The sequence below is a fragment of the Sulfitobacter faviae genome (genome assembly GCF_029870955.1).
Classification (GTDB): domain Bacteria; phylum Pseudomonadota; class Alphaproteobacteria; order Rhodobacterales; family Rhodobacteraceae; genus Sulfitobacter; species Sulfitobacter faviae.
The window spans coordinates 2,735,195-2,758,264 of record NZ_PGFQ01000001.1 but is presented as its reverse complement, the minus strand read 5'-3'; the positions used below and the strand labels follow the sequence as shown (position 1 = coordinate 2,758,264).

Annotated in this window: 23 protein-coding genes and 2 pseudogenes; 17 read left to right on the top strand and 8 right to left on the bottom strand. The window is 62.8% G+C overall.

Going from position 1 to position 23,070, the window contains the following annotated elements:
* Positions 1-172 precede the first annotated feature (172 nt).
* A pseudogene (locus CUR85_RS14270) lies at positions 173-717 on the bottom strand (lytic transglycosylase domain-containing protein).
* A 278-nt stretch (positions 718-995) separates the two neighbouring features.
* Between CUR85_RS14270 and CUR85_RS14265 the strand changes: the two are divergent.
* On the top strand, positions 996-1,517 hold the full coding sequence (locus CUR85_RS14265) for a single-stranded DNA-binding protein (RefSeq protein ID WP_067261546.1): 522 nt from the start codon (positions 996-998) through the stop codon (positions 1,515-1,517).
* Between the two features lie 346 nt (positions 1,518-1,863).
* Here CUR85_RS14265 and aroB read toward each other — a convergent pair whose 3' ends face one another.
* Positions 1,864-2,970 carry a 3-dehydroquinate synthase gene (gene aroB, locus CUR85_RS14260; protein ID WP_136720302.1) on the bottom strand — a complete coding sequence of 369 codons (1,107 nt, stop codon included), beginning with the start codon at positions 2,968-2,970 and terminating at the stop codon, positions 1,864-1,866.
* Positions 2,963-3,559 (bottom strand): shikimate kinase, encoded by a 597-nt coding sequence (locus tag CUR85_RS14255; protein ID WP_067266987.1) that lies wholly within the window; start codon positions 3,557-3,559, stop codon positions 2,963-2,965. Before CUR85_RS14255 ends, aroB begins: the two co-directional genes overlap by 8 nt.
* 80 nt (positions 3,560-3,639) lie before the next feature.
* On the opposite strand from CUR85_RS14255, the gene CUR85_RS14250 reads away from it, so the two are divergent.
* From CUR85_RS14250 to CUR85_RS14235, 4 genes are read left to right on the top strand one after another with little or no spacing between them, the layout of a single operon-like run.
* The gene (locus tag CUR85_RS14250) at positions 3,640-3,789 is read left to right on the top strand and encodes a hypothetical protein (RefSeq protein WP_007120408.1); all 150 of its coding nucleotides are present in this window, start codon (positions 3,640-3,642) and stop codon (positions 3,787-3,789) included.
* Between the two features lie 5 nt (positions 3,790-3,794).
* Positions 3,795-5,261 (top strand): hypothetical protein, encoded by a 1,467-nt coding sequence (locus CUR85_RS14245; RefSeq protein ID WP_280322778.1) that lies wholly within the window; start codon positions 3,795-3,797, stop codon positions 5,259-5,261.
* Entirely contained in the window at positions 5,219-5,440 is a 222-nt protein-coding gene (locus CUR85_RS14240; protein ID WP_280322777.1) for a hypothetical protein, read from the top strand. Before CUR85_RS14245 ends, CUR85_RS14240 begins: the two co-directional genes overlap by 43 nt.
* On the top strand, positions 5,437-6,420 hold the full coding sequence (locus CUR85_RS14235) for a site-specific tyrosine recombinase XerD (protein WP_136720301.1): 984 nt from the start codon (positions 5,437-5,439) through the stop codon (positions 6,418-6,420). The genes CUR85_RS14240 and CUR85_RS14235 overlap by 4 nt, the downstream gene beginning before the upstream one ends.
* Here the strand turns inward: CUR85_RS14235 and CUR85_RS14230 are convergent.
* Positions 6,357-7,187 (bottom strand): metallophosphoesterase family protein, encoded by an 831-nt coding sequence (locus CUR85_RS14230; protein ID WP_067266984.1) that lies wholly within the window; start codon positions 7,185-7,187, stop codon positions 6,357-6,359. The genes CUR85_RS14235 and CUR85_RS14230 overlap by 64 nt on opposite strands.
* Before the next feature lie 88 nt (positions 7,188-7,275).
* On the opposite strand from CUR85_RS14230, the gene CUR85_RS14225 reads away from it, so the two are divergent.
* Positions 7,276-8,583, top strand: a complete 1,308-nt coding sequence (locus CUR85_RS14225) for an HlyC/CorC family transporter (RefSeq protein WP_067266982.1) — start codon at positions 7,276-7,278, stop codon at positions 8,581-8,583.
* A gap of 6 nt (positions 8,584-8,589) precedes the next feature.
* On the opposite strand, the gene CUR85_RS14220 is transcribed toward CUR85_RS14225, so the two are convergent.
* Positions 8,590-9,900, bottom strand: coding sequence for a DUF2254 domain-containing protein (locus tag CUR85_RS14220; RefSeq protein ID WP_067266980.1), 1,311 nt, complete (start codon positions 9,898-9,900; stop codon positions 8,590-8,592).
* Between the two features lie 142 nt (positions 9,901-10,042).
* On the opposite strand from CUR85_RS14220, the pseudogene CUR85_RS14215 reads away from it, so the two are divergent.
* Positions 10,043-10,644: pseudogene (locus CUR85_RS14215) on the top strand (nucleotidyltransferase family protein).
* A gap of 70 nt (positions 10,645-10,714) precedes the next feature.
* Here the strand turns inward: CUR85_RS14215 and CUR85_RS20330 are convergent.
* Genes CUR85_RS20330 through CUR85_RS20320 form a run of 3 tightly spaced genes read right to left on the bottom strand, consistent with a single transcriptional unit; the run spans position 10,715 to position 13,646 of the window.
* Complete coding sequence (locus CUR85_RS20330) at positions 10,715-11,329, bottom strand: Hint domain-containing protein (RefSeq protein ID WP_343245456.1); 615 nt, start codon at positions 11,327-11,329, stop codon at positions 10,715-10,717.
* Entirely contained in the window at positions 11,326-12,189 is an 864-nt protein-coding gene (locus CUR85_RS20325; protein ID WP_485129816.1) for a calcium-binding protein, read from the bottom strand. The genes CUR85_RS20330 and CUR85_RS20325 overlap by 4 nt, the downstream gene beginning before the upstream one ends.
* Complete coding sequence (locus tag CUR85_RS20320) at positions 12,135-13,646, bottom strand: Ig-like domain-containing protein (protein ID WP_485129815.1); 1,512 nt, start codon at positions 13,644-13,646, stop codon at positions 12,135-12,137. Before CUR85_RS20320 ends, CUR85_RS20325 begins: the two co-directional genes overlap by 55 nt.
* Before the next feature lie 1,357 nt (positions 13,647-15,003).
* Between CUR85_RS20320 and CUR85_RS14205 the strand changes: the two genes are divergently transcribed.
* From CUR85_RS14205 to CUR85_RS14160, 10 genes are all read left to right on the top strand, one after another.
* On the top strand, positions 15,004-15,276 hold the full coding sequence (locus CUR85_RS14205; protein ID WP_169306066.1) for a DUF1127 domain-containing protein: 273 nt from the start codon (positions 15,004-15,006) through the stop codon (positions 15,274-15,276).
* Between the two features lie 298 nt (positions 15,277-15,574).
* Entirely contained in the window at positions 15,575-16,543 is a 969-nt protein-coding gene (locus tag CUR85_RS14200; protein WP_067268365.1) for an ABC transporter substrate-binding protein, read from the top strand.
* A 255-nt stretch (positions 16,544-16,798) separates the two neighbouring features.
* Complete coding sequence (locus CUR85_RS14195) at positions 16,799-17,824, top strand: ABC transporter permease (RefSeq protein ID WP_067268363.1); 1,026 nt, start codon at positions 16,799-16,801, stop codon at positions 17,822-17,824.
* Positions 17,825-17,832: 8 nt separating this feature from the next.
* Complete coding sequence (locus tag CUR85_RS14190) at positions 17,833-18,879, top strand: quaternary amine ABC transporter ATP-binding protein (RefSeq protein ID WP_136720299.1); 1,047 nt, start codon at positions 17,833-17,835, stop codon at positions 18,877-18,879.
* Between the two features lie 237 nt (positions 18,880-19,116).
* Positions 19,117-19,992 carry an STAS domain-containing protein gene (locus CUR85_RS14185; RefSeq protein WP_067268359.1) on the top strand — a complete coding sequence of 292 codons (876 nt, stop codon included), beginning with the start codon at positions 19,117-19,119 and terminating at the stop codon, positions 19,990-19,992.
* A gap of 1 nt (position 19,993) precedes the next feature.
* A complete protein-coding gene (locus CUR85_RS14180; protein ID WP_280322774.1) occupies positions 19,994-20,347 on the top strand; it encodes an STAS domain-containing protein in 354 nt (117 codons plus the stop codon).
* Positions 20,319-20,741: an ATP-binding protein gene (locus CUR85_RS14175; protein ID WP_280322773.1), complete on the top strand. Its 423-nt coding sequence runs from the start codon at positions 20,319-20,321 to the stop codon at positions 20,739-20,741. Before CUR85_RS14180 ends, CUR85_RS14175 begins: the two co-directional genes overlap by 29 nt.
* Before the next feature lie 13 nt (positions 20,742-20,754).
* Complete coding sequence (locus tag CUR85_RS14170) at positions 20,755-21,765, top strand: SpoIIE family protein phosphatase (RefSeq protein ID WP_067268355.1); 1,011 nt, start codon at positions 20,755-20,757, stop codon at positions 21,763-21,765.
* On the top strand, positions 21,765-22,637 hold the full coding sequence (locus CUR85_RS14165; protein ID WP_280322771.1) for a histidine kinase dimerization/phosphoacceptor domain -containing protein: 873 nt from the start codon (positions 21,765-21,767) through the stop codon (positions 22,635-22,637). The genes CUR85_RS14170 and CUR85_RS14165 overlap by 1 nt, the downstream gene beginning before the upstream one ends.
* A complete protein-coding gene (locus CUR85_RS14160) occupies positions 22,634-22,900 on the top strand; it encodes an ATP-binding protein (protein WP_280322770.1) in 267 nt (88 codons plus the stop codon). The genes CUR85_RS14165 and CUR85_RS14160 overlap by 4 nt, the downstream gene beginning before the upstream one ends.
* Positions 22,901-23,070 lie beyond the last annotated feature (170 nt).

Below are 23,070 nucleotides of genomic sequence, written 5' to 3'. Positions count from 1 at the left end.
CCTTTGATCTTTCCTCTCTGCGGCGGGAATGCCCCGCTGCAAAGTTTCTGATCAGAGAACACCACTATCGCCCCGACGGTTCCCAAGGGGGCCGATGCCAAAGGGGGTTGCGGGGGTGCAAATAGGCGGACAAACGCCCAAGCGCAGCGCCCAGCTCATAAATATCAACAACTTAGCTGCCCGTGATCACTTTAACGTAATTGCGGGTTTCCTTGTAGGGCGGGATGCCCCGTATTTCTTCACTGCCCCCGGCCCCGCGTTATAGGCGGCCAGCGCCAGCTCCCAACTGCCGAAAGCGCGGTATTGCATCTTGAGGTAACGCGCCCCGCCTTCGAGGTTTTGCACCGGATCGGCGGGATCGACACGCAGCGCCCGCGCGGTCTGCGGCATCAACTGCGCCAGCCCCATCGCCCCCTTGTGCGAGAGCGCCTTGGGGTTCCACCCGCTTTCCTGCTGCACCAGCCGCAAAAACAGATCGACCGGGATACCGTGGCGCGTGGCCGCGGCGCGGGCAGGGGTGAGAAAGGCTCCTTTATACGAACCGTTGTATTTCGGAACGTCCCATTTCGTCGGGGTGACGACCTTGGGCGGCTGCAGCCGCACGGAGGCGGAATATTGTTTGGATGCCCGATTATCCAGGATGCTTTTCTGCGAGGCAAAGAGCCCCGCGCGGTTCTTGCTGGCGAACATATCGGCAGCCGCTGGTGCCGCCCCCATCGCGATGATCCCGGCTGCCGTCAAACTCACCGCGGCCAGACCGGCCAAAAGTCCCGTCTTTCGCATATCTGCCCCCTGCCGTTGCATTGCGCACAGTATACTTAAATGCGCCCCTTCTACCAGCCCCGAAATCCCGGCCATTTCGCGGGCCGTGGCGATGGGCGGCGGGATGGAAAGCCGGTGTCATCCGGCGAACAAGCACGATATAAACAGCCGAATTGGGCGCGCTCGGATTCGCGCCCGACGCAATGACACAGCAATGATAAACGAGGGGCAAGATGGCCGGCTCAGTGAACAAAGTGATCCTTATCGGCAACCTCGGGCGCGACCCCGAGGTGCGGTCGTTCCAGAACGGCGGCAAAGTGTGCAACCTGCGCATTGCCACCTCGGAGACATGGAAAGACCGCAACACCGGTGAGCGCCGCGAGAAGACCGAATGGCATTCGGTGGCGATCTTTCAAGAAGGGCTCGTCCGCGTGGCCGAGCAATACCTCAAGAAGGGCTCCAAAGTGTATATCGAAGGCCAGTTGCAGACCCGCAAATGGCAGGACCAATCGGGCGCAGACCGCTATAGCACCGAAGTCGTGCTGCAAGGCTTCGGCGGCACGCTGACCATGCTCGACGGTCCCGGCGGCGGCTCCGGCGGCGGCGGTGGTGGCGGCGGCTACGGTGGTGGCGGCGGTGGCGGCTACGGCGGTGGCGGCAATGACTACGGCGGCGGCTATGACAGCGGCCCGTCCTCTTCGGGCGGCGGTGGCGGCGGCGGCAGCCGTGATCTGGACGACGAGATCCCGTTCTGATTTAGACTATTGGGTGGGGCGCTGGAGCGCCCTGCCCGCCTTGAGCGACGGCTCAAGATTACCACCCAGCCCGGAATCAAGCCGAAGGCGCCGGGCCATCGCCTGCCCGCCCCACCGGGTAGGCGATTTGGTGAGGTTAGCCGCGACTTTGCGAGCGCACATCACGGTTGAGGCATAAAGTGGCACGAAGCGAGGTTGGATCGCCGACCCACGGGCAGGCGATGGCCCTCGGCTAGACAGCAGCCTCGCGCAGAGACACGTCTCAGGCCAACTGATCCGAAAATTACCTAGCCCGAATTTTAACTGCAGGCGATGGCCCTTTACGCGAAGCCGTAGCCGTGGGGCTTCAGCCGAGCGCATCCCGCAACAGCGCCAGCACCCGCTCGTTCTCCACCTCGGCCCCCGCAAAGGCCTGCCCGATGCCGCGTGCCAAAACGAAGCGCAAACGGCCATCGACGACCTTTTTGTCCTGTCCCATCAGCCGAAGCAGTTCTTCGGCCTCGGGCAGATCGCCGGGAATGTCGCGCAGGTCGGTCTTCATGCCCATCTGAACCAAATGGGCGCGCAGACGGCTCGGGTCTTCTTGCGGGCAAAGCCCCAGCCGGGCGGAAAGCTCAAAGGCCAGCGCACAGCCAATCGCCACGCCCTCGCCGTGCAGCAGCCGGTCGGAATAGCCCGTCGCCGCCTCGAGCGCATGGCCGAAAGTATGGCCAAGGTTCAACAGCGCACGGTCGCCCTGCTCAGTCTCGTCCCGCTCCACAATATCGGCTTTCATCTGAACCGACCGGCGCACCGCTTCGATGCGGGCGGCCATATCGCCTGCCGCAAGGGCCGGGCCTTGCGCCTCCAGCCAATCAAAGAACGCCGCATCACCAAGCAGCCCGTATTTCACCACCTCGCCATAACCGGCAAGGAAATCCCGCTTGGGCATGGTGCCCAACACCTCGGTATCCGCCAGCACGAGGCTGGGCTGGTGGAAGGCCCCGATCAGGTTCTTGCCTTGGCGCGCGTTGATCCCGGTCTTGCCGCCCACCGAACTGTCGACCTGCGCCAAAAGAGAGGTGGGGATCTGCACGAAACGCACCCCGCGCCGCAGCACGGCGGCGGCGAACCCCACCAGATCACCGATCACCCCACCGCCAAAGGCCACGACGATATCGCCGCGCTCCACCTGCTCATCAAGCAGCCAGTCCACGCAGCGCTGAAGATTGGCCCAGTCCTTGGTCCCCTCTCCGGGGGCGAGTTTCAGTGCAGACATCGCGATGCCCTCGGCCGCCAACCCCTCCCGCAGGGATTGCAGATGCAATGCAGCGACGCGGCTTTCGGTGATGACGGCCACCCGCTTGCGGCGCAGCAGCGGCGCGATCAGCGCGCCCGCATCCCCCAGCAAGCTCGCCCCGATAACCACGTCATACTCCCGCCCCGGCAGGGCGACGGAAACCGTCTCACGCATCCAATCTCTCCAAAACATCCGGTCTTGTCAGCAGCTTGTCGATCACCCGGTTGGCCATGGCGTCAATCGACAGGCGCGGATCGCAGCGCACTGAAAGGTCCGCCAGCCGGTACAGCGGCACCCGGTCGCGATAAAGCGCGGCCAGCGTGGCCTTGGGATCAGCTGTGCGCAGCAGCGGACGGCTGTCCTTGTAGCGCACCCGGTTCCACAGCAGATCCAAATCCGCATCCAGCCAAAGCGCCACACCGTAAGCCGCGATATTGTCGCGGTTCACCTCGGCCAGAAAAGCACCACCGCCAGTCGACAGGATGCAGCGCTCCTCGGCCAAAAGCCGCGCGATCACCTCGGTCTCCCGCTTGCGAAAGAACGGCTCCCCGTCGCGGGTGAAAATCTCAGGCACGCTGAGATTGGCCGCCGCTTCGATCTCCGCATCGCTGTCCAGAAAAGGCGCGCCCAGTTTGGCCGAGACCGCACGCCCCACCGCCGTCTTGCCCGCGCCCATCATGCCAACCAGCGCCACCGTCTTGTTCAGACGGTAGCGGGGCGGCGTTTCTTCGCCATCGGTGATGCTGTGCTTAATTCCGCTCATTTTTCTCTGAATGACGTGATCTTGCCGAAAAGGCCATATATAGTTTGGCAAAATAGCAGAATTCCGGGCAGGCATAAATCATGGGTAAACTTTTTAAGCTTTTGATATTTCTATTGATTGTCGGCTTCATCGGTCTTGTGGGCTATGCCTATGTCGGGCCATTCTTTGGCGTGGATTTTTCGCCCGAACAGATTGAGACGCGCCAGCCTGTCACGCTGACAGCGGATTGAGCGGCGTGGCAAACGCCCTGTCCAAAGGCAAACGGGCCCTTTGTGCTGCATTGATCTGCTCGGTCAGCGCCACAGCCCTGCTGGCCGAATCCGAAGAAGACCGCAATCTGGGCCGCGAATCGCGACAGGCGGCTCAGCAGCAAGAACAGCCCCCCGCGGCCAATGATCAGCCGCTTTCGGTGATCGACTGGCTGGGCGCGCAATCGCCGCCCGAAAACCGGCCCAAACGCCCGCCCAACCCGGGCCGGGTGCCGGAACCGCCCGTGGCCGACAGCGCGCTGCCGCCGCCCGTGCAGGTCACGCCCTTGGGCGATGGCGCGCCGCGCCGCATCGGGCTGGTGCCCGGCTCTGTCACCGGGCTGCGCGGGGACATCTGGCTTGGCAGTGACACGACCGCTCTGATCGACCGCATCCGCGATTTGCCGGACCTGCATCTGCCCGCCGCGCAGGCGCTGCTCTACACCGTGCTTCTGGCCGAGGCACAGGCCCCGCAGGGCGAGGCGCGCAACGGCGATCTTTTGGCGCTGGCGCGGGGCGAAAAGCTGATGGAGCTTGGCGCCCTCGACCCGGCGCTATCGCTGATCGAACAGGCTGGGGTGACCACCTCGACCGCGCATTTCGACCTGTGGATGCAACTTTCCCTGCTCACCGGGACCGAGCATCGCGTCTGTGAGCGATTGGTGAAATCGCCGCATCTGACCCGCGACTATGGCACCCGGATTTTCTGCAACGCCCGCGCCGGCAATTGGGAAAACGCGGCCCTGACCTTTGGCTCGGCCCAAGCGCTTGGTCTGCTGCCCGAGGCGCAGCTCGAACTCTTTGACCGTTTCCTGAACCCGGATTTCTACGAAGGGGCCGAACCGCTGCGCGTGCCGCGCCAGATGGACCCAATGACCTTCCGCCTGTTTGAAACCATTGGCGAGCCCTTGCCCTCTAACATCCTGCCTCGCCCCTATGCGGTGGCGGATCTGCGCGACATCGCCGGATGGAAGGCCCAGCTTGAGGCCGCCGAGCGGCTGACCCGCGCGGGCGCCCTGCCCGATAACCTGCTGCTGGGGCTTTATACTGATCGTCAGCCCGCCGCCTCTGGCGGGGTCTGGGACCGGGTCGCGGCGCTGCAAAGGTTTGAAACGGCCCTGCGCACCGGCAGCGCCGAGGCGGTGGCCAAGACCCTGCCGCCCGCTTGGGAGGCGATGCGCGAAGCCTCTCTCGAAGTGGCCTTTGCCGCGCTCTTTGCCGAACCGCTTTCGACCATTCCGCTGGCGGGCCATGCTGCGCGTCTGGCGCGGGATGTGGCGCTGCTGTCGCCTGAGTATGAGGCCGCCGCGGCGCGGGTGATCGGCAAGTCCCCGAGGACGAATTGCTGCGCGCCGTGGCCCTGGGCGACGCGCCCAAAGGCCCCGCGCCCGATGCGCCATTGGCCGCTGCGGTGCATGACGCTTTCGCCAACCCCAGCCCCCGCGCCGATCTGATGGCGCTGGCGCGGGACAAGGAATTGGGCATGGCAATTTTGCGCCTATTGTCGCTCTTGCATGACGGGGCGAGTGGTGACACATCGGCGCTTCGCGACGCCCTAGCCACCCTGCGCGCCCTCGGATTGGAAGACACCGCCCGACGTGCCGCCTTGCAGATTGTATTGCTCCAGCAATGATGATGTCCCAGACCCCGACCTTCCATTGGATCTCCAGCTTTCTGGAGGCCGCCGCCGCCGAACAGGGTGCTGCCACCAACACGCAGTTGGCCTATGGCCGCGACCTGAAGGATTTCGATTCCTTTCTCGCGCAGCGTAACCATGATTTCCTGACCGCCAGCCGCGGCGAGGTCGAAGATTACCTTGTTTATTGCGACGCGCAGGGGCTGGCGAAATCCACCCGCGCACGGCGGCTCTCGGCGATCAAACAGCTTTACCGTTTCGCCTTTGAGGAAGGGCTGCGCGAAGACAACCCAGCGGTGCAAATCGCCGGGCCGGGGCAGGACAAACGCCTGCCCAAGATCCTGTCCGAGGAAGAGGTCGACCGGCTGCTCGATGCCGCGCGCAACTCTGGCCGGTCGCTGGCCGATCAACTGCGCAACACCTGCCTGATGGAGCTGCTCTATGCCACCGGCATGCGGGTCAGTGAATTGGTCAGCCTGCCGGTCAGCGCCGCGCGGGGCGATCCGCGTCTGCTGCTGATCGCAGGTAAAGGGGGCCGCGAGCGGCTGGTGCCCCTGTCAGAGCCCGCGCGCGACGCGCTGGCGGCATGGCTGGTGGTGCGCGACAAGGCGGATGAGGCGGCGCAAGCCAAGGGCAAACCGCCCGCGCGGCACCTCTTCCCCTCCCGCGGGGCGACAGGGCATTTGACGCGGCATCGGTTCTATCTGCTGATCAAGGAATTCGCCGTCACCGGCGGCGTGCCGCCCGAGAAAGTCACGCCCCACACCCTGCGCCATGCCTTTGCCACGCATCTGCTGGCCAATGGCGCCGACCTGCGGGCGATCCAGACCATGCTGGGCCACGCCGATGTCGCCACGACCGAGATCTACACCCATGTCTTGGAAGAGCGCCTCTCGGACCTCGTGCTGGAGCGTCACCCCCTCGCCAAGGACGGCACCCGCAATCCCGGCGGCAACACGTCTTCCGAAGGCCAGTAACCGCTTTGTAGCGCCTCTGCATAGGCGCGCGGCAAGCCTGCCTTGGCCATATCGGCTACGGCCCCGGCCACATCGTAACTCAGCCGGTGAAAGCCCACCTCGCCCCCGTCAAGCAGCGCCACCCGCGTCTGCTGGCCGCCGTCGTGGGGCGGCATGCCGATCACGCCTGCGTTGATCCAACGCCCGCGCGCTGTCTCGCGGATGAAGGGCAGACCGGAGTGGCCCGCGATGATGTAATCGACGGGACCTGCGATGTCTTCCAGCGCCTGCCACTCTTCGTCAAACACCGCCGCCGCAGTCTCGGACCAGATGAACCGCGCCACATCGCGCACCCCGCCGTGGATCACGCCATAGCGCTGGCCCTGATGGCGGAACACCGCCACATCCGGCAGGCGACCCATCCAGTCTTTCGCATCCGCGTCCAACTGGCCTGCCGCATGGGCGTACCACGCGCCCGAGAGCATGTCGCAACTGCTGCCCGGCGCGAAGCCGCAGCCGCAATCTTCGGCCCCGCTGGCCAGTTGCACTTCGCAATTGCCCGCCACCACGGCACAGCCAAGCGCCCGGATTGCTGCCACGCATTCGCGCGGCGCGCCGCAATAAGCAACAATGTCGCCGGTGCAGATCATCTGCCCCCCGTCGATGCCGCGCGCCGCGGCGAAAGCCGCCAGCGCCTCGACCGCCTGAAGGTTGGAATAGGGCCCGCCAAAAAGCAGCAACGGCCCGTCCAAAACCCCAAGCTCCGCGCAGCTGATTTTCGCCTGCATCGCACCACCCTGCCCCGTTGCAACCCTTGAATGACGCAGCCCCTGCGCCCATAACATTCGCAACACATAATGGATGGATTTAGACCTCATGGAAACGGGCCCCGCCCTTTTTGACACCGCTTTCTGGATCAGCACCGGAATTATCCTGTTCCTCCTTGTCCTCTCGGGCTTCTTCTCAGGCTCCGAGACCGCCCTGACCGCCGCCTCGCGCGGCAAGCTGCGCGCGCAGGCCGACAAGGGCGCAAGCGGCGCGATCCGCGCCCTCAAGATCACCGAGGATAACGAGCGGCTGATCGGCTCGGTCCTTTTGGGCAACAACTTGGTCAACATCCTTGCCGCCTCCATGGCGACGGCACTCTTCACCCGGCTCTTCGGTGAAAGCGGCGTGGCGCTGGCAACGCTGGTCATGACGCTTCTGGTGCTCGTCTTTGCCGAGGTGCTGCCCAAGACCTATGCCATCACCAATGCCGAAACGGCGGCGGCGCTGGTCTCGCGCCCGATTAGCATCGTGGTGCTTATCTTCTCGCCCGTGGTGACGGCGGTGCGGTATTTCGTGCGCGGGGTGCTGCGGCTGTTCGGCGTGCAGATCGACCCCGACAGCAACATTCTGGCGGTGCGCGAAGAAATCGCCGGGGCGCTGCAATTGGGCCATTCCGAAGGCGTGGTCGAAAAGGAAGACCGCGACCGTATTCTGGGCGCGCTCGACCTGCGCGAACGCGCGGTCGAAGAGGTCATGCTGCACCGTTCGGGGATCGAGATGATCGACGCGGATTCAGACCCGACCGACATCATGGAGAAATGCCTGCAATCGAACCACACCCGCCTGCCGGTCTTTCGCGATGACCCGGAAAACATCATCGGCGTGATCCATGCCAAGGACCTGTTGCGCGCCATGTACAAGCTGATCGGCGGCCCCAACGGCGATGCCGCAGCGCTCAACGGGTTCAACGTGGCCGATGTGGTGATGAAACCCTATTTCGTGCCCGAAACCTCGACCCTCGACGAGCAGATGCGCCAGTTCCTGCGCCGTCGCACGCATTTTGCGCTGGTGGTGGACGAGTATGGCTCGCTCCAAGGGCTCATCACGCTCGAAGACATCCTCGAAGAGATCGTGGGCGAGATCACGGATGAGTTTGACCCCGATGCGGATCACCCGCTGAAACAGTCGGACGACGGGCATCTGATGGTCGAAGGCGCGATGACGATCCGTGACCTCAACCGCGCGACCGATTGGTCCCTGCCCGATGACGAGGCCAATACCGTGGCCGGGCTGGTGATCCATGAGGCGCAGATGATCCCCACCGTGGGGCAGGTCTTCTCCTTCCACAACTTCCGCTTTGAGGTGATCGAGCGGGACGGCAACCGGATCACCCTGCTCAAGATCCGCCCCCTCTGATCCGGCTCAGGCCGGGGTGTCCACCGCTGCCTGCACATCCTTGCAGGCGGCGGACCAGATGCGCGCCCGGTCGGGGCCGAAGGGCACCTCTTCAAAAGCCCGGCGCAGGTGATCTTCTGCCGCGTCACGGGCAGCGGCCGATAGGCCGGGATCGGGGTGCTGCATCAGCCCTGTCAGCACCTCCTGCAAGACCATCTGCACATCGACGACCGAGGCGCCATCCCGCGCCAGCGCACCAAACCCGTCTTCGATCAGCGCATCCGCCGGGATCGGCGGGATATGCAGGTTTGGCAGCGCGACCTTGCCGCCCGGCTTGGCCTCATCCGAATAATAGGACAGCACGCGCCCGATACGAGTGATCACGTCAATCGCCGTGCCGCCATCGTTGATCCCCGGCGACAGCGCCTTGGAGGCAACCTCGCCCAGCACCCGCAAGCCAAAACGCGGGTCTTGGTCAAAGGTGCGCAGATCGCCCAGTTGCACGGTCTCCAAAACCTTTTGCTCTAGACTGTCCCAATCATGTTCCGCGTCCTGCGGGCTGCCCCGCCGGGTGACCATCACCAGAGGCTCCCCAACAAAGACGAAATCACCGATGCGCCGCGGCAGATAGATCGCCACCCCATGGTCCCGCGCCTGCTGGTCCAGCGCTTCGGGGTAGATATGTTGGATATAGCCGCTTTCGGGGGCAAAAATCGGGCGGGCGTCATCGGGCACCGGACCGGTCAGGGGATGGCCGCCCATGCAGGGCGTCTTCAGCCGTTCCTTGAACAATGAGGTGGTCACCGTCTCGATCTGGCGGGTGGTGTCGATCAGGCTGCCGAAGCTTTGCAGATGCAGCACCCAGCGGATCAGGAAGATCACGATGATCGCCAGCACCAAGACCGTGGTTAGGAACAGCACGAAAGAGCGTTCGTCGATATAGATGCCCAACTCGCGCATGATGATCGCCACCAGCGCATAGACATAGGCGCCGATAAAGACAGCCAGCGTGTTCTGGGTGGTGCGGTCCTGAATGATCAGCCGATGCGCCCGTGGCGTGAATTGCGCCGAGGAGGCCCGGTAGACCGTGACCATGATCGTGATCGAAAAAATGGTGACCGCCAGCATCGCATCCGCGATGATCTGCAACAGACGATCCGCCGCTTCGCCGGTCAACCTCGTGGCGACTTCCTTGGGCACCAAGGGCTCAAAAAGCTGGGTCAGCCCGAGGGCGACAAAGGCCAGCAGCCCCATGAAGACCACCCGCACCCAAAGTTTGCGAGAATATTCGCGGGCTTTGCGAAACAGCGTGTGCGGGATCAGGTCCTTGATATTCATGGGGAAAGGGTAGCACGAAAAAGCGCCCTGCCAACGTCGGTTTAGCGGAATTTGCAGTCTTGCCCGACGTGGAACGCCGCGCCGCGGCGCGGGGGCAAGAAAGCCCTTATCCTCGCCCCCCGCGCCCGGTAGGTTGGGCGGCATGACGATAGCCCCTTTGCCCGTGATCCTCCTCGCCGCCGGTGCCTCAACTCGGATGCGGGGGCGTGACAAATTGATGGAAGATATCGGCGGTGAGCCCTTGCTGCGCCGTCAGGCACGGCTGGCGCGGGCATTGGCCCCGTCACCGTCGCCCTGCCGCCCGCGCCGCACCCGCGCTACACGGCGCTTAGCGGGTTGGACATCACGCCGCTCCCCATCCCCGACGCCGCAGAGGGCATGGGCGCCAGCCTACGCCGCGCCTTTGCCGCCCTGCCGTTGGACACGCCCGCCGCCATGGTGCTGCTGGCCGATATGCCCGCGCTTGAGGCCCGCGATCTTGCCCGCCTCGCGGCTGCGGTGGACCTGACGGGCGAAACCCTGATCTGGCGCGCGACCACGGAGGACGGCAAGCCCGGGCACCCCATCGTCTTTGCCGCCGCGCTTTTCGATCAGTTGAAACAGCTGCGCGGCGATGACGGGGGCCGCGCGGTTGTGCGCGCTGCCGCAGACCGGATGCAGCTTGTGCCCCTGCCCGGCCAGCGCGCGCGCCGCGACCTCGACACGCCCGAGGACTGGGCGGCGTGGCGCGCAGAGCAGGAATAGCCCGCAGATGAAAAAACGGGGCGGTCGCCCGCCCCGTTTTCAAACTGTGTCACGCTCGGCTCTTGCCGGATCACTTCACCAGCAGGCTGGCCTCGTGCTTTTTCAGCGAACGACGCGCGGCGGTGTAGCCTTCGATCCCGTCCTTTGTCGCCAGTTCGGGGAACAGTTCAAAGATTTCCTGACGCTGCTCTTCACCTATACCGGCCAGCGACATGTCACCGGGCTGGAAGCTCTCGGTCCATGTCCCGTCGGAGAGGATCACCTCGTGACGGTCGAACATCACATGGATGTAGCTGGTGCCCGAAACCTCGACCACGTCGATGCCTTCCATCCCGGTCAGATGTTTCGCCGCGACGAGCACCTCACGCTCTTCGAAATAAAGCGCGGTCTTCTCGTTGGCGACCAAGACGCGGTGGTTGGGGCTGACCATCATGTCACGCTCAGGCAGATCGTTGCCAAGCGCACCTTTGCGGATCAGCACCGGCTTGAGATGGGCGGCCATTTCGAACTCGGCCCCGGTCATCTCACGCGCGCCGACCCAGCGGATCGTCTGGATGCCGTTGTCGCGGGTGATGACCCGGTCACCGACCTGAAGCGCCTCGACCGGCACCTCACCGCGCGGTGTGGCGATCTTGGTCCCCGGTGTGAAACAGGGGATCACATTCTCGATCTCGACGAAGTTCAAACGCCCGGCATCGCTGCCATCTTGGTTGAAGTAGTCAACGAAACCGTCTTCGCGGTCATCGGAGGTATAGGTGATCTCCAGACGGCCACCCTCGGGGCAGAGCCGCGCAGGTCGAGCGTGTCGTAATCCACGCCCGCGCTGCCACCGTCGACATCATCGCCTGCGTTGACGTTGACGAAGCTGTCTTGATCGGCACCACCGGTCATCACGTCGACGCCTGCGCCACCGTCGAGCAGATCGTCGCCCCGACCGCCTTGCAGTTCGTCGTCGCCGTCGCCGCCCATCAGCGTGTCATTCTCACCGCCGCCGTCGAGAAGGTCATTGCCTTCACCGCCGACCAGCAGGTCGTCGTCCCGGTTGCCGCGCAGGGTGTCGTCGCCGGTGCCGCCGTCAAGCTCGTCATTGCCCTGACCGCCCGAGAGGCTGTCGTCGCCCTGACCGCCCAGCAGCGTGTCGTCGCCGGTGTTGCCCGAGATGACGTCATCGTCGATCTGGCCGTCGATATAGTCATCGCCCGAGCCGCCGCGCAGCATATCCGCATCGTCGGCGCCATAGATCACGTCATTGCCCGCGCCACCGTCGACCGTGTCCATCCCGTTGGTCGGGTTGCGGTCGGGGGTGAAGGGGTTGGAGGCATCCTCTTCGTCGGGGATGTCGAGCACGTCGAGACCCAGATCGGGGTCGTTGCCCGCATAGATCGTGTCGTTGCCAGCGCCGCCGAGCAGGCTGTCGTTGCCCTCGCCGCCGACGATCCGGTCGTCGCCGTCACCGCCGTCGACGATATCGTCGTCGATGCCTGCGTTGATCACGTCATCGCCGGTGCCGCCGGTGATGGTGTCGCGGTCATCGCCTGTGCTGATCGTGTCATTGCCCGCCCCGCCATCGACGGAGTCGCGGTCATTCTCGGGTCGGCGTCGGGGTCAAAGCCCAGATCGTCGCTGTCGCTTTCCGGGTAGCCCAGATCGGGGGCGAGGTCATCGTTGCCGGTGGTGATCATGTCATCACCCTCACCGCCCTCGACCACGTCGGAGCCTGCGCCAGCCTCGACGATATCATCGCCGTCGCCCGCCAGAATGGTGTCGTCACCGTCGCCCGCGCGAACATAGTCGTCGTCGCCTTCCGCATCGGGCAGGATCGCGTCGTCATTGTCGATCATGTCGCCATCGGGGTCGCCGGTATAGGCGGTGTCGATCAGGTCGTCGCCATCCGTGCCATCGACATAGCCATCGCGGTCTGTTGGCGGCGGCGGGGGCGGTGTGCCGCCGTCCTCCACGGTGACGGTCACCGAGCCTTCGTCGGTCAGCCCGTCGGGGTCTGCCACGGTATAGGTGATCGTCGCGTCACCGGTGAAATCGTCATTGGCGACAAAGGTGATGGTGCCATCGTCGTTGATGGTCACGGTGCCATCATCGCTCGACGCATCTGTCACGCTCAGGGTGTCGCCGTCCACATCGGTGTCATTGTCCAGAACCGGGATTACGACCGGATCGGTGCCGGTGGTGTCGGCGGTGTCGTCATTGGCGACGGGGGCGTCATTCACCGGGTTCACAGTGACATTCACGGTGCCGGTGTCGGTGCCGCCATTGCCGTCATCCACGGTATAGGTGATCGTGGTGTCGCCGTTGAAATCCGCGTCGGGCGTGAAGGTCAGCGTGCCATCGTCATTGATGACGACCGGGCCCGCCGGGCAGGTTGCCATAGTGACGGTTAGCGTGTCGCCATCGCTGTCGCTGTCATTGCCCAGTACGTCGACGGTGCCAGAGGTGTCTTCGTCGATCTCAAGCACATCGTCTTCGGCCACGGGCGCGTCATTGCCGCCGCCCTGCGGTTGGCCATCGTCGAAAACCAGATTGTCGATCGCGCCTGAGCCTTCGAAACGCACTTCGAAACGCGACACGCCATCGATGTTGAACTGCACAAAACGCTCACCGCCATCGCCGGTGGGCTGCACATAGTGGTTTTGGATCACATCGCCATTGTCATCGTAAAAGATGACACGGGTGCCTTCCCCGCCGGTCTCTTCGATGTCTTTGAAGGTCACGCCCTTCATTAGCACCATGTCATCAAAGTCAAAGAACAGGCTGCCGCCGCCGGCGTTGTCGTCCGGGTCGCTCTGGTCGCCGTCTTCGGAGACGATCAACAGCCCCTCAAGCGTGTCGGAGGCCAGATCGCTGTCGCCGCCCGTGGGGTTGCTGCTGTCAAAGATCATCGCATCGCCGGAGCCGCCGCTGGCCGAAACCGTAACGCCCAGATCCGCATATTCGTCGTCAATGATGGTGCCTGCGCTGAACGCATTGAAATCAAGTGTTCTAATCATTGTGAAATCTCCTGAGCGGTGTTGCACGCGGCGCGCAACGCGGCCGTCTTGGAAGTGGATGCTGTTTCAATCTGAGGAATGGAGCGCCGAACGGCAGAGCGGTCGAACCGGGCATTTCTTGCCCCGCAGAAGGCCAGTGGCAGGGCCTGTCGCTTGTGTATCATCTCGTCTCTCCCTCCGTTCACACGCGCCCCGCTGGCAGAAATCCAGATCGAGCGGCACGCATCCTGCGCAACGAAGGGGAAGAGCCGGAACATGGCCCACAGCCGAGGCGCAGCGCGCTTCGGTATGTTGTGCTTACGGTCGCAAACTTGCGGCGTATCCACATTTCCCGCATCCCTGATGCGCTTAATGCGGCCGCCCCCGTGACCTACAGACTTCTATGCCCCCCAGTTGGGCACCTATAGGAATAGCCCTCCTATACGAATGGACAAAGCAAAAAATGTTTGAAAATTGCCGGAACCAAATGAAGTTTTGCCGCAATTTAGGTGGTTTAGCGCGACTTTTGGGCGCGATTGTTTCCGGGGCACTCCGCGTCGGAAACGCGAATCGCCATAGGATTAAGGTAAATTAACGCCTGCGCGGAGAGGTTGCATCAATCCCTCGGTCAAGACTGTTTCGCATTGCGCGACAATGCCGCCGCAAATCAGCCGCATCTGCGCCGCCTTGTTTTCGACATTCTTTTCGATTGCTTGTTCACCGGCTGGAACCAATCGCCCGCAAACCTGCGGAACTGGTGACGAAACCACGGGCGACCCGCCTTATTCCCGCCGAATCGATTCCTCACGGCATTGAGCGCCCGCGGCGGCGAAAGCCGCGCGCGTTACGGGCGAGTCATGGTGAGCGCTCCGCCCCTCACCCCGCGCCGAGATTGACCGCGGGGAAAATGCGAAAGCCACCCGCGAAGGCCACCCAAACAACCGCCCCTTTCCGTTCGATCGACCGCGCCAAAATGCGCCAAATCCGACCCTCAAAACGACATTTCAGATGCTGCAAACGACACCGCGCCGGGCGGGCGGAAACCTCAGCCATAGTGGGCTCTGCGCCCCGCACATGCGGCAGGGTGTCGCACCCCTATTTCGCCCTATTGCAAAGCCCGCTCGGGTGGACCAAATGCGCGGCATGTTGATGTATGCTGTTCATAAGAGGCGCCCGCGCAAACCGGGCACGCTGCTGAACCGCCGGTAACCCCGGTCGGACAGGCCGATCCGCCTGTTTAGACCATCGGGGTTCCAACTGACTTTCCGGATCACACTCGGGATGAGACCCACACAACCGACCCGGCCCGGCCTTCTGGCACTGACCGTCGTCTCTTGCGGATCCTTCCCACTTCGACCTTTTTGATATGGAGCATGCCATGCATTTCCGCCTGCTGAAAAACACCAACCAGATCGCCGGGATGCCCGGAACCGCCTTTAACGGCAGCATCGGTCAAGTCGCCAATGCCGAGGGCCTGGCCCTTGTCGCCATGCTGCGCCGTGCGCTGCGCGACACCGCGCGCCGTTGGGAGCGTAACCGCACGCTGTCGACCTTGAACGCGATGGACGACCGTCTGCTTCAGGATATCGGCCTGAACCGCAAAGACATTCCCCAGCACATCCGCGACATGGAAAGTTTTTCCCGCCGCTGAATGCTCTGGCCCGTGCCCCGCGTGAGGGGCCGTGCCGACCCTTAAAAATATGGCGTTCTGCATGGGAACGCCGCATATAGCGGCATCGCGTCAGGCCCGGCGCGGTGCCCGTTCTTGCGTCTTGCGCCCGGCAATCGTGTTGCACAGGGGTGCATGATTTGTTTTCATATCTCCAGCAAACCCGCCCATCGAAAGCTGCCGCGCCTATCGCGCGACCGGCTCCTTCTTGATGGAAAGGGGCAAAAATCAGCGGTGCGCGGCTGCGCGACACTGCGGATACAATAGAGGAGATATCACTATGAAACGCTATTTGCTTGGCACGGCCTTTGCCGTTGCAACCCCGATGGCCGCCGCCGCACAGGACTGCGGCGAAGTCTCGATCGCGGAAATGAACTGGGCTTCGGCGCAGATCGTCACCGCCGTCACCGAATTCCTGCTGACGCAGGGCTATTCCTGCGACGTGACCGTGGTGCCTTCGGACACCACCCCCGCCGTGACTTCCCTGTCCGAGAACAACGAGCCGGACATCGTGCCCGAACTGTGGCCGAACTCCGCCGGTGACGCTTACAAAAAGCTGAAAGCGGACGGCAAGATTGTTGAGCTGACTTCCGTGCTCGATCCCGGTGGCGTCGAAGGCTGGTGGATCCCGACCTATCTGGCAGAAGAGCACCCCGAGCTGAAAACCATCGAAGGCATCTTGGAAAACCCCGAACTGGTCGGCGGCATGTTCAACAACTGCCCCGATGGCTGGGGCTGCCGCGTGGTGAGCGACAACCTCGCGCGGGCCTATGACCTCGAAGGCAACGGCATCGAAGTCTTCAACCACGGCTCGGGTGAGACGATGGTGACCTCGATGGCGTCGGCCTACGAGAGCCAAGAGCCTTGGTTCGGCTACTACTGGGCGCCGACCACCCCGCTGGGCAAATACGACATGACCAGCGTCGATCTGGGCGAATATGACGAAGCCGCGCATAACGCCAACCAGAACGCCGACACGCCGGACCCCAAGCCTTCGGCCTTCCCGACCGCGCCGGTGCTGACCGTCATGACCAAGGATTTCCACGACGAGAACCCCGAGATCGCGGAGTTCATCGGCAATGTGACCTTCAAGACCGACGAGATGAGCAAGCTGCTGGCATGGCAGGGTGAAAACAACGCCTCCAACGAGGAAGCGGCGGTGTATTTCCTGCAAAACAACAAGGACGTCTGGGCCGAATGGCTGAGCGATGACGCCCGTGGCAACCTGTCCAAGCTGCTTGAGCAGTAAGACAGACTGACCAAAACGACGGGCGGGGAACTCATCAGGGTTTCCCGCCCGTTCGTTTCGATGACCGGCGGCTAGACTTACGTCTTTTCATACCGACTGCGCCTTGGCCCCTTTGGCCCGATGCGCAGTTCCTTTGTAAGGACATAGGTTTGGATTGCCGCCACTGCATGGGGCAGCCGACGCCGCGCGGCCTGCGCGGCGCACCGGCCCCCTTCCCCAAAGCAAACGGTCTGATGCAGGCCGGGAAAGCGACAGATGGCAACCTACGACAATCTCTTTGACTCGCTCGGTCTGCGGGACTGGTGCGGCGACGATCAAGGCGGCGGGCTCAGCTCCATGGCCGACCTCATGGGCCAAGCGGGCGGTGATACCGATACCACGCTTTGGGACATGCCCTTCCCCTCTCTGGATGCGCTGCACGACAGCTGCGAAGCCATCCCACAATCGCGCGACCTGACCCAAGGGCTGGAGCAAGGCTTCCTTGCCATTAAGGACAGTCTCAAAGTTGTTGTCGACCCCCTCACCCAACCGCTGAGCTGGGCGTTGGAGAATGCGCTGTGGCTCATGCAGTCGGTGCCGTGGTTCGTGATGATCCCGCTCTTGATGGCAATCACCTATGCCGTGGGCCGTTCGCTCAAGCTGGTGGGTCTGGTGGCGTTGGTCTTTGGTTTCCTCGCCTTCATCGACTTTTATGAGCACACCATGCAGACGCTGGCGATCATCTTTGTCTGCGCCTTCATCTGCGTGCTTTTGGGCGTGCCCATCGGCATCGCCATGTCGCGCAGTGACAGGGTGCAACGCACGATGATCCCGGTGCTGGACATGCTCCAGACCCTGCCGCCCTTCGTCTACCTCATTCCGCTGATCTTCCTCTTTTCGGTCACCGAGCCCAAGCTCTACGGCATCGCCATCATCCTTTATGCCATCGTCCCGGTGGTGCGCCTGACGGATCTTGGCATCCGTCTTGTCGACAAGGACGTGATCGAGGCCGCCGATGCTTTTGGCATGACCAACCGCCAGAAGCTCTACAAGGTGCAGATCCCGCTGGCGCTGCCCAACATCATGGCCGGTGTGAACCAGACCATCATGATGAGCCTTGCCATGGTCGTGATCGCCTCGCTGGTCTCGGCGCCGGGTCTTGGCGTGCTGGTGCTGCGCGGCATTCGCAGCCTTGAGTTGGGCGTGGGCCTCCTGTCGGGTCTGGGGATCGTGCTTCTTGCGATCATCCTCGACCGGGTCACCAAAGCCGCGCTTGCGCGGATCAACGCGGCGCAGAAGTGAGGCCAGACATGACAGACGACATCAAGATTTCCGTCCGCAACCTCTATAAGATCTTCGGCGACGACCCCAAAATGGCGCTGGAGAAAGTCCGCGGTGGCATGTCCAAGGCCGAGCTTCAGGCCGAGACCGGCCATGTGCTGGGCCTCAATGACATCAACGTGGACATGCCCGCAGGCAAGACCACGGTGATCATGGGCCTGTCGGGCTCGGGCAAATCGACGCTGATCCGCCACCTCAACCGGCTGATCGACCCCACGGCGGGCGAGGTCATCGTGAACGGCGAGAACATCCTCAACTATAACGAGCGTCGCCTGCGCCAGTTGCGCAAGCACGACATGTCGATGGTGTTCCAGAAGTTCGCCCTGCTGCCCCACCGCACGGTGCTGGAAAACACCGGGCTAAGCTGGGAGATCGAAGGCAAAAGCCGCAGCAAATACGCGGATGAGGCCACCAAATGGCTGAACCGCGTCGGGCTGGAAGGCCAAGGAGAGCAGTATCCCGCGCAGCTTTCGGGCGGGATGCAGCAACGTGTGGGCATCGCCCGGGCGCTGACCTCGAACTCCGATGTGATGCTGATGGACGAAGCCTTCTCCGCGCTCGACCCGTTGATCCGCACCGACATGCAGGACCTGCTGATCGAATTGCAGGAAGAACTGCATAAAACGGTGATCTTCATCACCCACGATCTGGACGAGGCGCTGAAACTGGCGGACCATCTGGTGATCCTCAAAGACGGGTTCATCGTCCAACAGGGCGAGCCGCAGCATATCCTGCTGAACCCCAACGATCCCTATATCGAAGCCTTCGTCAGCGACATTAACCGTGCCCGCGTGCTGCGCGTGCGTTCGGTCATGGAAAAGACCGATGTGCCGCCCACGGATGTGGCCGGTGAGGTTGATTTCGACGACACGCTGGAAAGCATCATCGCGGTCTCCGGCGGGGACACCACCAACAACTACCGCGTCATGCGGGCGGGCAAACAGGTCGGCGTGCTGCACATGCGCGATCTGGTGCGGGCACTGGTGCCGCGCCATCCCGGCAAAGCGGCAGAATAACGTCGCGGCACCCACGCCGTGGGCAACAAGAAGGGCAGCATCCGGTCACAGCGCCGATGCTGCCCTATTTGCAAGCGATCCGCGCATTTTCGCCGCAAAACCCATCACAAAACAGCGACTTACACGGCGTTTCATTATGTAAAACGGCGCTTTGCCGCCGATCAAAATCCTTGCGTCCTATTGACACTCACCCCACGATTGGCCTATGAGGGGGTGAAATTAATACTGGGGTTTAAGATGCCGCAATCTGCTACGGCCAATATTCTGACTGTTCTCGACACCGATTTCAAAGGCATCATCGAAGAGTGGCTGGGCACGCAGGTCAAAGAGGGCGTGAAACGTTCTGACCTGTTCTCTGATGCGGAAAGCCGGAAGCAGAATAGCGAATTGCTCAAAGCCTTCTCCAAAGGTGTGCGCGATGGCGTCACCGGTGAGGATTTCGACTTTGACGACACCCAATGGGACGATCTGCGCGCTGTCCTGACCGATGTCAGCCGCGAGCGGGTCAACCGGGGCGTGACCCCGACAGAGATGGCGACCTTCGTGCTGGCGTTGAAGACGCCGCTGTTCAAACGGCTTGAAACCATGCTGGACAGCGACCATGGGATGCTGATCCGCGACGTGATGCTGGTCACCCGTCTGGTCGATGCCTTTGCCATCTACACGAATGAGATTTTCATTCTCGAGCGCGAGCAGATCATAGACCGCCAGCGCCAAGAGATGTTGGAGCTTTCAACGCCGGTCGTCGAACTTTGGGACCGCGTTTTGACCCTGCCGCTGATCGGCACACTGGATTCCGCCCGCGCCCAAGAGGTGATGGAGAACCTGCTGCAAACCATTCTGGAGCGTCAGGCCGAAGTGGTCATCATGGACATCACCGGGGTTGGCACCGTCGATACGCAGGTCGCGCAACACCTGCTGCGCGCCGCCGCCGCCGTGCGCCTGATGGGGGCCGAATGTATCATCAGCGGCATCAGCCCGATGATCGCCCAGACCATGGTACAGCTTGGCATCGACGTGGGCACCGTCTCTACCCGGTCCAGCATCCGCACCGCCCTGTCGGATGCGCTGATGACCGTCGGCTATGTGATCAAGAAGACCGAGGGCCAATAAGGTGGCCGGTGTCACGTCGATTAATCTGGTCGAACATGCGCTCCTCGTTTCGATACAGGATGACATCACGGACACGGAGATTTTGGAGCTTCAGGATCGGCTGTCGAACAAGATATCCGAAAACCGCATCGACGGGGTGATCCTCGATATCTCGGCGCTTGAGATCGTGGACACTTTCGTCGGCCGTGTGATCGCGCAATTGGCCGGGATCTCGCGACTGCTGGCCGCGGATACCTATGTCGTCGGCATGCGCCCTACGGTCGCCGTCACGCTGGTCGAGCTTGGCATGTATCTGCCGGAAACTCGCACCGCCTTGAGCCTGACCCATGCCCTCACCCAGCTACGTCGCCTTTGATGAAAAGGACCTTGGGGCGCAGGTTCTTCTCTCTCAGTTCAAGTTGAAGACCAGCGGCGACGCGGTAACGGTCCGCCAAGCCGTGGCGCGCTACATGAAAGAACACGGCGCTTCGGCGCTGAATGTCACACGCTTCGCCACCGCCGTCAGTGAAATCGCCCGCAATGCGATCGTTCACGCTGGCGGCGGCGAATTTTCCATCTATGTCGATCCAAGGGCCAAGCGGCTGAGCGTGGTCTGTTGGGACAAGGGACCGGGGATCGAGGACGTGGCACTGGCCCTCACGGACGGCTATACCTCGGGCGGCGGGCTTGGCCGGGGCTTGGGCGGCGCGCAGCGGCTGGCCCAGAAGTTTGAAATTCGCACCGCCGTTGGCGGGGCACCAGCGTGTTGATGAGTGTGAACCTATGATACAATGGGTCGAAGTGCAGGACCAAAGCGCCATCGCCGTGGTGCGCCGCGCCGCCCGCCGTCTGGCGGCGGAACACGGCTGGCCCAAACACCGGACCGATGAATTGGCCATCGTCGCCACCGAGGCCACGACCAACATCCTGCGCTACGCCGAAAAAGGCCGCGCCCTGATCACCGCCCCGCCGGAGGGCAAGGGCGATAGGATCGTGCTGATCTTCACCGACCGCGGCCCCGGCATCAGCGATATGGATCACATGTTTCAAGACGGTATGAGCAGCGGCGGCTCTGCCGGGCTGGGACTTGGTGCGATCCGCCGCCTGTCGAATGATTTCGACATTTTTAGCGGGCCAGAGGTGGGCACCACCATCGTTTGCACCTTTGTCAAAAACAGCACCCCCTGCCCGACCCATGGGGTCGAGGCTGTGGGCCTGCGGATCTGTCACCCGAACGAAACGGAATGCGGCGACGATTACCTGCTGCGCAAGACGCCCAAAGCCACCGATATCCTGCTCTGCGATGGTCTGGGCCACGGCCCCGAGGCCGCAGCCGCATCGCTTGAGGTGACTGACGCCGTCAAAGCCACGCGCAGTTTCAACAGCGAGCCGGGCGCGGTGATGCATGAGGTGACCGAGCAATTGATCGGCAAACGCGGCGCGGTGGCAGCGCTTGTGCATATCGCGCAGCCGCAGATGGTGCTGCGCTATGCCGCTTTGGGCAATATCGCCACACTGCGGGTCCGCGACGGTGAGGTCAAACGCCTGCCGGTGCGCGACGGGCGGATCGGCGCCCGCGCCACGCGGGGCTATGAAGAAAGCTTTGACCTTCAGCCGGGGGATCTGATGATCCTGCACAGCGACGGCTTGAAAACCTTGCGCGACAGCTATCTTCCACAGGGTCTATTGTGGAAGTCTCCGCTTTTGATCGCTGGCTACCTGCTCGACCGGGCATTTCGCGGGCGTGACGACGCCTCCATCGTGGTCATACGCATTGCACGGGACGCGGACTGATGAAAGCAACCAACCTCACCTCGGTGAACCTTGAAAAAGGCGGCGATATCGCGGCCCTGCGCCAGATCGCCCTGACCCTGACCGAAGCCATGCGCTTTACCTCATTCGAGCGGACGCGCACCGTCACCGCCGCCGTGGAGCTGGGCCGCAATGCCATTGAGCACGGGCAGAAGGGCCGCGCGCGCTTTTCGCTGACCGACGTCAACGGCAAGCCCGCCCTTGGGCTGACGGTGATTGATCAGGGCCGTGGGATCGAAGAAGATAAGCTCGACCCCAACCGCGCCATCGTGTCGGAGACGGGCATGGGGCTGGGCCTGCGGGGCGTGCAGCGGATCGCGGCGCGTTTCGATGTGGACACCGGGCAAGAAGGCACGCGGATTCATGCGGAATTCCTGCTGCCCGAACCCCAATCCGCCGTCGAACAGATCAAGGCCGACGCCATGGCGGCTTTGGAGGCCTATAACGCCAAAGACCCGACCGCGGCATTGACCGAACAGAACCGCGAACTCAGCGAAGGCATAGCCGACCGCGATCTCTTGATGCAGGAACTCCACCACCGGACGGGCAACAACCTTGCCCTGATCGTGGCGCTGATCCGGATGAGCAAGACCCAAGCCAAAGAGGATGAGACCCGCCAAGTGTTGCGCGAGTTGGAGACCCGCGTGGGTTCGCTCTCCAAGGCGCATGAGCTGATGCAACGCTCGACCGACAGCACCGACCTTGATCTGGCGGATATGCTGGATGAAGTCGCGAAAAACGCCGAACGCGCCTTTACCGGGGATCGCCAGAGCATCGCGATCAAGCTAATTTGCCCCAGCCTCAAGATGGACAACAAACTGGCGGTCGACATCGGGCTGATCGTGGGGAGTTGATCACCAACGCCTATAAACACGCCTTCAAGGGGCGCGACAAAGGGGTGATCACCATCGAAGTCACGCAAGAGGATGACGAAGGGCTTACGCTTAAGGTCTATGACGATGGCGTCGGCCTGCCCGAGGACGCCAAACGGCCCGAGAGGTCGGATTCGCTGGGCTGGCGCATGATCCGCACGCTGACCTTCCAGCACGAAGCGACGTTGAAGGTCGAAGGCCAAGACGGGCTTTGTGTCGAAATCAGCTTCCCGGCGCAGGGCTGAGCGCGCGCCCTGCCCGCCCACGGGTTTCGGGCCGCCGCGCCCGTCTTTTTGATCAAAAGCCACCTCTGAACTTTTCCGCCCCGTAAAATTGTCCTAGGCATATCGGGAGCCGGCGATTCCCGGACACTTCTAGGCGGCAAAAACATCGCCCGCCTGGCCAATAACGGAGA

Excerpts from the sequence above, each read along its gene's own strand:
- CUR85_RS14265 (WP_067261546.1), top strand. The coding sequence starts at position 996 with ATGGCCGGCTCAGTGAACAAAGTGATCCTTATCGGCAACCTCGGGCGC.
- CUR85_RS20320 (WP_485129815.1), bottom strand. The coding sequence starts at position 13,646 with ATGATTAGAACACTTGATTTCAATGCGTTCAGCGCAGGCACCATCATT.
- CUR85_RS14185 (WP_067268359.1), top strand. The coding sequence starts at position 19,117 with ATGCCGCAATCTGCTACGGCCAATATTCTGACTGTTCTCGACACCGAT.
- CUR85_RS14200 (WP_067268365.1), top strand. The coding sequence starts at position 15,575 with ATGAAACGCTATTTGCTTGGCACGGCCTTTGCCGTTGCAACCCCGATG.
- CUR85_RS14165 (WP_280322771.1), top strand. The coding sequence starts at position 21,765 with ATGAAAGCAACCAACCTCACCTCGGTGAACCTTGAAAAAGGCGGCGAT.
- CUR85_RS14225 (WP_067266982.1), top strand. The coding sequence starts at position 7,276 with ATGGAAACGGGCCCCGCCCTTTTTGACACCGCTTTCTGGATCAGCACC.
- CUR85_RS14205 (WP_169306066.1), top strand. The coding sequence starts at position 15,004 with ATGCATTTCCGCCTGCTGAAAAACACCAACCAGATCGCCGGGATGCCC.
- CUR85_RS14195 (WP_067268363.1), top strand. The coding sequence starts at position 16,799 with ATGGCAACCTACGACAATCTCTTTGACTCGCTCGGTCTGCGGGACTGG.
- CUR85_RS14250 (WP_007120408.1), top strand. The coding sequence starts at position 3,640 with ATGGGTAAACTTTTTAAGCTTTTGATATTTCTATTGATTGTCGGCTTC.
- CUR85_RS14190 (WP_136720299.1), top strand. The coding sequence starts at position 17,833 with ATGACAGACGACATCAAGATTTCCGTCCGCAACCTCTATAAGATCTTC.
- CUR85_RS14220 (WP_067266980.1), bottom strand. The coding sequence starts at position 9,900 with ATGAATATCAAGGACCTGATCCCGCACACGCTGTTTCGCAAAGCCCGC.
- CUR85_RS14230 (WP_067266984.1), bottom strand. The coding sequence starts at position 7,187 with ATGCAGGCGAAAATCAGCTGCGCGGAGCTTGGGGTTTTGGACGGGCCG.
- CUR85_RS14255 (WP_067266987.1), bottom strand. The coding sequence starts at position 3,559 with ATGAGCGGAATTAAGCACAGCATCACCGATGGCGAAGAAACGCCGCCC.
- aroB (WP_136720302.1), bottom strand. The coding sequence starts at position 2,970 with ATGCGTGAGACGGTTTCCGTCGCCCTGCCGGGGCGGGAGTATGACGTG.
- CUR85_RS14235 (WP_136720301.1), top strand. The coding sequence starts at position 5,437 with ATGATGATGTCCCAGACCCCGACCTTCCATTGGATCTCCAGCTTTCTG.
- CUR85_RS14175 (WP_280322773.1), top strand. The coding sequence starts at position 20,319 with ATGCCCTCACCCAGCTACGTCGCCTTTGATGAAAAGGACCTTGGGGCG.
- CUR85_RS14170 (WP_067268355.1), top strand. The coding sequence starts at position 20,755 with ATGATACAATGGGTCGAAGTGCAGGACCAAAGCGCCATCGCCGTGGTG.